Below are 9,197 nucleotides of genomic sequence, written 5' to 3' on the forward strand. Positions count from 1 at the left end.
GTGAAGGCAATTGTGGGAGCTGGCACCGCCAGCTCCCGGGGTCGACGCGGATCAGAACGTGTAGCTCACGCCCAACTTGAACTGGCGCATCGGGCCGCGCACGCCGGTGCGTGTGTCGAAGTGGTCGTTGTCGCCACCCAGCGCGTTCTTGGGCGGCGTGGACGGGCCGCCGACCCAGTCGTCGTAGTAGCCCCAGTTGGCCGTGTTGAACAGGTTGAGCACGTCGGCACGCAGCTGCAGTTCACCACCCGGGACCTTGAAGTTCTTGGCCAGGGCGAGGTCCAGCTGCTTGAAGCTGTCGGAGCCACGCGCGACCGCGCGGCAGCCGTTGGCGCCGGTGAAGCCGGTGTGGCAGTCCACCACACGGCGCGGCTGGCCATCGCCCAGCGTCAGCTTGCCGGAGAGCTGCAGGCCCCACGGCAGACGGTCTGTCAGGCCACCGACCACCAGGCGGTGCTTCTCGGCATCCTTGGCGGGGCGGAAGCCGTAGGTGCTCTTGCCGTAGGTCCAGTCGAAGATGTCGTCCGACCATTCGTTGTTGGTCGTCTTGGCATCGGTGTAGGTGTAGGCCACGGTCATGCTCCAGCCGCTGGCCTGGGTGTAGGGCTTGTCCAGCGACAGGAACAGGCTGGTGGCCTTGTTCTGACCGACGAAGTCGCCGAGCACCAGCGTGCCGTAGTTGCGCGGCGCACCGCCCCACAGCGGGTCGACCGAGTTGGAGTTGCCGAAGCCGCCGTTGGGATCACGGTTGCCGTTGAACCAGATGAACTGATTCTTCGCGTGGATGTTGGACACGGCGACGTCCATGTTCCAGCTGCCCAGCGCCTGGCGCAGGCCCAGGCTGAACTGGTCGGCATAGGGCATCTTGAAGTCGTTCTTGATCATCCAGATCTCGCCGTTGGGCGCGGCGTTCTTCTGGAGCTCATCCAGCGCGTTGTTGGCCATCTTGCGGTCGTAGCTGCGGCCCCAGCCACCGTAGACCACCGTGGCCTTGTCGCCCAGCACGTCATAGGACGCGCCCAGGCGCGGCGCGAACGCGCCCTTGAAGGCCTTGCGCGAGTTGCCGGTGGAGATGTAGTCGTTGATGTTGATGCCGCCCTTGGCCAGCGACTGCGCGTAGGTCTGGCCGGCCGGCGCGGTGATGCCGTCCACGGTGCGGCCGTCCAGCGCGTTCAGCGCAGCCACGCGATCGGCCGGCGTGACGTAGCTGTTGTTCAGCATGTTGTCTTCATAGTCCCACCGCATGCCGAGGTTGAGCTCGAGCTGCTTGGTGAACTTCCAGTCGTCCTGCAAATAGACGCCGTACTGGTTGTTGCGGAAGTTGGCTGAAGTGCTGGGGATGGCCAGGCGGATGTTGCACTGGTCGCTGGACAGCCCGCTGCTGCTCACGTTGGTGCCGGTGCAAACCAGGCCGTTGTAGTAGGGCTGGCCGGTGGTGGTGTTGAGCACCGTGTCGATCTGCGCCACGCGGAAGGCCGTGCCGCTCAGTTCGTACTTCATCGCCTTGAACTGCACGCCGCCCTTGATGACGTGGCCGGCGATGCCGGTGAAGCTGAGGTCGTCCTTCAGGTAGACGCCACTCTGACGGCGGTCCTGGGCGTTGGGCGAGCCGCCGGTGAAGAAGATGTCCTGGACGTTGTTGATCGCGTTGGTCGGCGAATACTTGTAGCGCACGAGCGGCTCGGAGGAGTCCGACTGTGGGTTCCACTTGCTGCTCTCCCAGCCGATGCGCGCCTCGTTCAACCAGCGGTCGCCGGTGTACTCGTGCGTGACGTCGAGGCGGTAGGAGTTGTTGTTGTTGTTGATCGCCGTGCTCGGCGCGAAGCGGTCGCCGTCCACCGAGTAGCCGGTTTCCTTGCGCAGGGTGGTGGAGATGTCGAGGCGATTGCGGTCGTCAATCTCGGCCGAGAGCTTGCCAAACAGCAGATGCTCCTTGAACTGGCCCTTGAAGTTGCCCTGCTGGCTGGCGATGCTGGGCACGAGCCCGGGGCTGCCGGGGTACTTGTCCAGGTTCTGGGCCGTCAATTGCCGCGGCTTGTCCAGGCTCTTGCCGTCATAGGCGAGGAAGTAGTGCAACGCATCGGGCTTGATCGCGCCGCCAATGCTGAAGCCGCCTTCGATCTGCTTGTACGAGGGCGCTGGAATGCCGTTGGCTTCATCCTGCTTCTGGATGGGGCTGAGCGAGGTCCAGTTGCTGCCCGTGCGGTTCACGTAAACGTTTCCATGCGTTTCGTTGCCGCCGGATTTGGTGACTGCCGAGATGGCCACGCTGGAGACCTGGTCGTATTCGGCCTTGTAGTTCTGCGTCAGCACGCGGTACTCCGCGATCGCGGTCTGCGGGAAGGGGTTGCCGCGGCTGGTGTCCTGGCCCGATACGCCGCCGCGCAGGATGTTGTTCTTCTGGCCCACGCCGTCGATGAAGACATTGACCGAGTCGATGTTCTGCGAGCCGCCACGCAGGCGGGTGTTGCCGCTGGCGTCGGTATCGAAGCGCACGCCCGGGGCAAAGTCGGCCGCCGACAGGAAGTTGCGCGACGCTTGCGGGAGGGCCTCGATCAGGCGGTTGGACACGGTGGTGCCGACCTGCGAGTCGATGACACCCTGGCGCTGGGCCGTGCCCTGGATGACGACGGTGCCGAGCTGGTTGGTGCTGCTGCTCAGGTCGAGCGTGGCGCTCTGTCCGACCGACAGCGTGACCAGGCTGCCGCTCGTGGCGCCGCCCACGCGGATCTCGTAGGTGCCAGGGTTCAGGCCGAGCAGCACGTAGCTGCCGTCAGCCAAGGTCTTGGTGCGATAAGTGCTGCCGTTGGCCTTGTTGACCGCGACGACATCGGTACCGGCAGGCGCGGTGGCGCCCGCGGCGGTGATGGTGCCGCGCACCGTGGCGTTGGAGGTCTGCGCCGAGGCCGCGCCCGCCAGCGCAAAGCAGACGGCCGTGGCCAGCGCATGGCGGCGCCAGGGCATACGGGGGAAGGATGTGCTCATGGTGTCTTGTCTCCTGTTGTTGGTACTTCGGTTCGCACGGGATCAGGTCGGGGTCACGCCGCAGGAGCGGCGCACCACCAGCGTCACCGGCATGACGGTGGCGGCGCTGTCGGTGTCGGGGGCTTCGAGGCTGTCGGCCAGCGCGTCGAGCGCCTGACTGCCCAGGGCCGCGATGGGCACATGCATGGTGGTCAGCGCGGGGCTCACGTAGCGGGCGATGGGGATGTCGTCGAAGCCGGCCAGGGCCATGTCCCTCGGCACCTGCACGCCAGCGGCAAGCAGCGCGCCCAGCAGGCCGATGGCCATGATGTCGTTGGCCGCAAACACCGCATCCGGCCGCTGGGCCGGCGGCAGCGCCAGCAGCAGCGCAGCAGCCCGCTGGCCGCCTTCTTCGGAGAAGTCGCCTGCCAGCACCCAGGGTTCAGCGTCGCGAGGCAGGCCGGCGCGGTAGCCGCGCTCGCGCTCACGGGCCTCGAAGTTGCCGGCCGGACCGCCCAGGAAGGCAATGCGGCGGCGCCCCTGCGCCACCAGGTGCTCGGTCATCGCGCGGGCTCCGCCGAAGTTGTCCACCGCGAATACACGCTGGGTGGGCCGGCGCACGCCGGAGTTCAGCAGCACCGCCGGCAGGTTGGGCGGCAGGTTGCGGGACAGGAAGTCGTCATCCGCATGGGGCGACATGACGATGAGGCCATCGACCCGGCCATTCATGGCGCGCAGCGCGGCGGCGGCTTCGTCGGCGTCGTCATGGGAGCTGGACAGCAGCAGATGCAGGCCGCGGGCACGGGCGGCCTGGTCGATGCCACGGATGAGCTCGGAGAAGAACTCGCCGTGCAGGTCCGGCAGCAGCGCACCGACGGTGTCGGTCTTGCGGGTGATAAGGCTGCGGGCTGCGCCGGACGGGGCGTAGCGGAGGTCGCGCGCGATGTCGAGGATGCGCTGGCGGGTGTCGGGCAGCACGTTCTCGGCGCCGTTCAAGGCACGCGAAACGGTGGCGACCGACACGCCCGCGACGCGGGCGACATCCTTGATCGTGGCGGGGGAGACACTCATGGGGGTTCAGAGGTTGGCGCCGTGGGAGGCGATGACCTCAGCATAGAAGCGCGCGCTGGCCTTGGGCGTGCGCTGCTGTGTCTGGAAGTCGACATGCACGAGGCCGAAGCGCTTGGCGTAGCCGAGCGCCCACTCCAGGTTGTCGAACAACGACCAGGCGCAGTAGCCCCGCACGTCGGCGCCGCGGGCGATGGCGTCCTGCACGGCGGCGATGTGGGTGCGCAGGTAATGCACCCGCAGCGGGTCGTCGATGCGGCCATCGACCGTCACCGGCGGGTCGTAGAACGCGGCGCCGTTCTCGGTCACGTACAGCGGCAGCCCGCCGTAGCGTTCGTGCATCCAGACCAGGGTGTCGGCCAGGCTCTGGGGGTGCAGTTCCCAGCCGGTCTCGGTGTAGATGCCGCCGGGCTGGCGCTGCGGCGCGACGGGCAGCGGCCAGGCCTTGGCGTCATGGCGGACGACGGCGCGGGTGTAGTAGTTCAGGCCCAGGAAGTCGATCGGCTGCTTCAGCGCCTGAACCTCGGCAGCCGGCCAGTCGGGCCAGGCCTCGCCGAAGACCTCGCGCAGCTCGTCGGGGTAGCTGCCCAGCAGCGCGGGGTCGAGGTACTGGCGGTTCATGTAGGCGTCGGCCAGGCGCGCGGCGTGGCGGTCGGCGTCGGTCGCGTCAGCCGGCACATGCTTGGGCTCGATATTGACGACCAGGCCGATCTCGTGGCGGCCGGCCGCGCGATAGGCCTGCACCGCACGGGCATGACCCTGCATCAGCCGGTGGGCGACGATGGCCGCCTCGTAGGCGCTCTTGTGGCCCGGCGCGAGCGCGCCATGCATGAAGCCGCCGTCGGCGATCACCCAGGGCTCGTTGAGCGTGACCCACTTCTGCACCCGGTCATCGAGTGCGCGGTAGCAGACCTGGGCGTAGTCGGCGAACCAGTCGGGCATGTCGGGGTTGAGCCAACCGCCGCGGTCGTCCAGGGCTGCGGGCAGGTCCCAGTGATGCAGCGTCACCAGGGGCTCGATGCCGGCGGCCAGCAATTCGTCCACCAGGCGCTCGTAAAAGCCCAGGCCCGCCCCGTTCACCGGGCCGCGGCCCTGGGGCAGCACGCGGTTCCAGGCGATGCTGAAGCGGTAGGCCGTGAGGCCCAGCTCGCGCATCAAGGCCACGTCGGCCTTCATGCGGCGGTAGTGGTCACAGGCGACGTCGCCGGTGTCACCGCCGAGCACGCGGCCCGGCGTGCGCACGAAGCGGTGCCAGTTGCTGACCCCGGCGCCATCGGCGAGGGGCGAGCCTTCGATCTGGTAGGCAGAGGTGGCGCAGCCCCACAGGAAGCCGGGCGGGAACGGTTGTCTCATCCGTGTGATCGGCGGCAGGCAGCTGCGCCGATGTGTCATGTAAACGTTTACATGCATTCTTCACAGCCCAGGCGGCGGCGTCAACCGGGCGTTTTCCCGGCGTGGGGTCTTGTAGACACCGCGAGGCCGCCAGGGCATGCGAGGCGACGGGCAAAACAAGACGGGGCGACCCCCTCGCGGCGGTCGCCCCGTGTTCAGGACTGCGTCAGGTCAGTCCGCGTACTGGCCGGCCGCCTTGATGACCGGCGTGAGCTTGGCGATCTCGGCCTCGACGAACTTCTTGTGTTCGGCCGGTGCGAGGCGTGCGTCGGCGATGATCACCGCGCCCAGGGCCTCCTGGCGCTTGTGGAAGTCAGCGTCCTTCAATGCGGTACGCAGCGCGGTGTTGACCTTGTCGATCACGGCCTTGGGTGTGCCCTTGGGCGCATAGAGGCCGTGCCACACGGCCAGGTTGAAGCCCTTGACGCCCGACTCGTCGGCCGTGGGCAGCTTGGCGAGCGCGCCGCTGGTGAGCCGCTTGGACGACATGACCGCATACGCCTTGACCTTGCCGGCCTCGATCTGGCCGGTGGTGTTGGTGGTCTGGTCGCACATGATGTCGACCTGGCCGCCGAGCAGGTCGTTCATGGCGGGTGCCGTGCCCTTGTAGGGCACCGTCGTCATGTCGATCTTGAGCGCTGCCTGGTACATGAGGCCGCACAGGTGCGAGGCCGAACCCACACCGGCATGCGCGAGGTTGATGTTGCCCTTGTTGGACTCCAACCATTTCGCCAGATCGGCATAGCTCGTGGCCGGAAGGTTGGGCCGACCGATGAGCGTCATGGGCACCTCGTTGATCATGCCGAGGTACTCGAAGTCATCGAGCGTCTTGTAGGGCAGCGACCGGTACAGCGCCGCGGCGCTGGCAATGCCGATGTGATGCAGCAGGAGCGTGTAGCCATCGGGAGCCGCCTTGGCCACCTTGTTCGCTCCGAGCGTGCCGCCGACGCCACCGACGTTCTCGATGATGAGCGTGCCGCCCAGCGGCTTGCGCAGGGCTTCCGCCAGGTCACGCGCAACCTTGTCGGTCGGGCCGCCGGCCGCGAAAGGCACGACGATGGTGATGGGCTTCTCGGGATACTGGGCCAGGGCAGGCAGCGAAACGGCCGCGGCGGCCAGGGCAAGCCAGGTCTTTTGCATGAAGTCTCCTCGGTCTAGGGATAGCCAGCCGCCTCCGACGTGGGGCAAGCCGTGCGCGCTCCGGAATCTACCGACCTTGCGGCGTTGCGCACAAAGACCCTCGGCCGCGTCATGAAATAGCCCGCGCGGCGGCAAGCCGCCCGCACCGGCTGTGGCACCGGCTCTGGCGCAGATTCAAATGGCACGACGATCGTCGATCAACTTGCCGTCGTTGGCCAGGCTGCCGGCGGCGGCAAGCACGACCTCAGCGCGCAGCTTGGTGATGTCGCGCAGCGTCGTGGTGAGCGCCTCCTCGCTGCCGGCGGGAGCCTCGGCGTGCAGCGTCAGACGGTCGTTGGCCATCTCACCCTCGATGACGAGGCGCGCGCGCGTCACCCCCGGATGGCGCCGGATCAGCTCGGCCACCTGGCCGGCATGCACGAACATGCCGCGCACCTTGGCCGACTGGTCAGCCCGCCCCAGCCAGCCGCGCAAGCGCTGGTTGGTGCGGCCGCAGGGGCTGGGGCCAGGCATCACCGCCGACAGATCGCCCGTGGCGAAGCGGATCAGCGGATAGCCGGGCGACAGCGTGGTCACGACCACTTCCCCCACCTCGCCATCGGGCAGCGGGTCGCCCGTGCCGGGCCGCACGATCTCGACGATGACACCCTCGTCCACCACCAGCCCCTCGCGGGCCGGGGTCTGGTAGGCAATCAGGCCGAGATCGGCCGTGGCGTAGCACTGCCGGACGTCGACCCCACGTTCCGCAAACCACGCCACCAGCGGCGGCGGGCAGGCCTCGCCGCTGACCAGCGCCCGGCGCAGGCTCACGGCATGGCCACCTTCGGCGGCCTTCTCCAGCAGGATGCGCAGCAGGCTGGGCGTGCCGGCATAGGCCTCAGGCTGGAGGTCCAGCAGCGCCTGCAACTGCAGTTCGGTGTTGCCCACGCCGCCCGGAAAGCTGGCCGCGCCGATGGCGCGCAGCCCGGCCTCCATCATGGCGCCGGCCGGCGTGAGGTGGTAGCTGAAGCCCACGTGCGCGAGCTGCCCGGCGCGGATGCCCGCCGCATGCAATGCACGCGCCACGCGCCAGGGGTCGGCGCCATCGGTGTCCGGCTCGGGCTCGTACAGCGGGCCGGGCGACTGGAAGATGCGCCGCGGCGCCGCGGCCGCAAAGCCTCCCAGACGCAAGGCCCGGCGTGCGGCCTGCGCGGCGGCCAGGCTGCTCTTGCGCGTCAGCGGCAGTTGGGCCAGCGCCGCGCGGCTGTTGACGTCTGCAGGCACCACGCCCGCCAGCAGCTCCGTGTAGGCGGTGCACGCCGACTGCGCATGCGCGACCTGGCCCGGCAGCGCCGCCATCAGGGCCGCCTCACGCGCGGCTGGGTCGCGCGTCTCCTGCGCGTCGAAGAAGTCGCTCACTCGTCGTCCTTCCAGCGCGTGAGGCGGCGCTTGATCTCATCCTGCACGCGGCGCAGGTCGGTGGCCGAGGCCAGCGTGAAGCGATCCCACTCCGGCGTGCGCGCCGGCCGCCGGGCCAGCTGCACCTGCACGGCGGCGCCGTCGGCGGCGAGCTTGAGCACCAGGTCGGCCCCCAGCATCCAGCCCTCGCCGCGTTCGGTGAGCACGCGCTGATCGCGCACGAAACGCTTCATCGTCTGCAGCGCCGTGTCCGCATTGAACGGCGGCGGTGCCATGTCCCAGGTGTCGTCGCTCATGCCAGCCACCGTTTCCTTCGCTTGTAGCTCTTCACATCCTTGAAGCTGCGCCGGCCTTCGCCGCCGACGCCGAGGTAGAACTCCTTCACATCCTCGTTCTCGCGCAAGTCCGCCGCCGCACCGTCCATCACCACACGGCCGTTCTCGAGGATGTAGCCGTAATCGGCGTAGCGCAGCGCCATGCTGGTGTTCTGTTCGGCGAGCAGGAAGGTCGTGCGCTCCTTGGTGTTGAGGTCGCGCACGATCTCGAACACCTCCTCGACGATCTGGGGCGCCAGGCCCATCGAGGGCTCGTCCAGCAGCACCATCTTGGGGTTGGCCATCAGCGCGCGGCCGATGGCGCACATCTGCTGCTCGCCGCCCGAGGTGTAGGCCGCCTGGCTGGTGCGCCGGGTCTTGAGGCGTGGGAAGTAGGCGTAGACCTTCTCCAGCGTGTCGCGCACGGCGGCCTTGCCGTCCTTGCGGGTGTAGGCGCCGGTCATCAGGTTCTCTTCGATGGTGAGGTGGGCGAAGCAGTGGCGCCCCTCCATCACCTGCACCACGCCGCGCTCGACCATGGCGGCGGTGGAGAGCTTTTCGATGCGCTCGCCGCGCAGCTCGATGCTGCCCTTCGTGACCTCGCCGCGCTCGCCTTCGAGCAGGTTGGACACGGCGCGCAGGGTCGTCGTCTTGCCCGCGCCATTGCCGCCGAGCAGGGCCACCACGCCGCCCTCGGGGACCTGCAGGGACACGCCCTTCAGCACGAGGATGACGTGGTTGTAGATGACTTCGATGCCGTTGACGTTCAGGAGGGGTGGAGTCATGGGGAGCTGCGCTCCAGATTGGTGATGGAGGCTTTTGCCTGGAGCCTTTGTGTTCGGTGCACCGTGCCGGGAGTTCGCCCCGGCGGGCGACCTACTTTTTGAGCGACCAAAAAGTAGGCAAAAAGTCGCCCCCCGA

7 protein-coding genes are annotated in these 9,197 nt (G+C 68.2%); all 7 read right to left on the minus strand.

What is annotated here, in order from left to right:
• Nucleotides 1-51: 51 nt before the first annotated feature.
• Nucleotides 52-2,985, minus strand: coding sequence for a TonB-dependent receptor (locus tag CDO81_RS24850; RefSeq protein WP_088485944.1), 2,934 nt, complete (start codon nucleotides 2,983-2,985; stop codon nucleotides 52-54).
• A 42-nt stretch (nucleotides 2,986-3,027) separates the two neighbouring features.
• A complete protein-coding gene (locus tag CDO81_RS24855) occupies nucleotides 3,028-4,035 on the minus strand; it encodes a LacI family DNA-binding transcriptional regulator (RefSeq protein ID WP_088485945.1) in 1,008 nt (335 codons plus the stop codon).
• 6 nt (nucleotides 4,036-4,041) lie between these two features.
• A complete protein-coding gene (locus CDO81_RS24860; protein WP_088485960.1) occupies nucleotides 4,042-5,385 on the minus strand; it encodes a GH1 family beta-glucosidase in 1,344 nt (447 codons plus the stop codon).
• A 210-nt stretch (nucleotides 5,386-5,595) separates the two neighbouring features.
• Nucleotides 5,596-6,564, minus strand: coding sequence for a tripartite tricarboxylate transporter substrate-binding protein (locus CDO81_RS24865; RefSeq protein WP_088485946.1), 969 nt, complete (start codon nucleotides 6,562-6,564; stop codon nucleotides 5,596-5,598).
• Between the two features lie 174 nt (nucleotides 6,565-6,738).
• A complete protein-coding gene (locus CDO81_RS24870) occupies nucleotides 6,739-7,962 on the minus strand; it encodes a phenylacetate--CoA ligase family protein (RefSeq protein ID WP_088485947.1) in 1,224 nt (407 codons plus the stop codon).
• Complete coding sequence (locus CDO81_RS24875; RefSeq protein WP_088485948.1) at nucleotides 7,959-8,258, minus strand: hypothetical protein; 300 nt, start codon at nucleotides 8,256-8,258, stop codon at nucleotides 7,959-7,961. The genes CDO81_RS24870 and CDO81_RS24875 overlap by 4 nt, the downstream gene beginning before the upstream one ends.
• Nucleotides 8,255-9,061, minus strand: coding sequence for an ABC transporter ATP-binding protein (locus CDO81_RS24880; protein WP_088485949.1), 807 nt, complete (start codon nucleotides 9,059-9,061; stop codon nucleotides 8,255-8,257). The genes CDO81_RS24875 and CDO81_RS24880 overlap by 4 nt, the downstream gene beginning before the upstream one ends.
• Between the last annotated feature and the right edge of the window lie 136 nt (nucleotides 9,062-9,197).

The sequence above is a fragment of the Roseateles puraquae genome (assembly GCF_002205845.1).
In the GTDB taxonomy this organism is placed as follows: Bacteria; Pseudomonadota; Gammaproteobacteria; order Burkholderiales; family Burkholderiaceae_C; genus Pelomonas; species Pelomonas puraquae.

Bases quoted from the DNA above. Each gene is read 5' to 3' on its own strand.
- CDO81_RS24850 (WP_088485944.1), bottom strand. From the start codon at position 2,985: ATGAGCACATCCTTCCCCCGTATGCCCTGGCGCCGCCATGCGCTGGCC.
- CDO81_RS24855 (WP_088485945.1), bottom strand. From the start codon at position 4,035: ATGAGTGTCTCCCCCGCCACGATCAAGGATGTCGCCCGCGTCGCGGGC.
- CDO81_RS24860 (WP_088485960.1), bottom strand. From the start codon at position 5,385: ATGAGACAACCGTTCCCGCCCGGCTTCCTGTGGGGCTGCGCCACCTCT.
- CDO81_RS24865 (WP_088485946.1), bottom strand. From the start codon at position 6,564: ATGCAAAAGACCTGGCTTGCCCTGGCCGCCGCGGCCGTTTCGCTGCCT.
- CDO81_RS24875 (WP_088485948.1), bottom strand. From the start codon at position 8,258: ATGAGCGACGACACCTGGGACATGGCACCGCCGCCGTTCAATGCGGAC.
- CDO81_RS24880 (WP_088485949.1), bottom strand. From the start codon at position 9,061: ATGACTCCACCCCTCCTGAACGTCAACGGCATCGAAGTCATCTACAAC.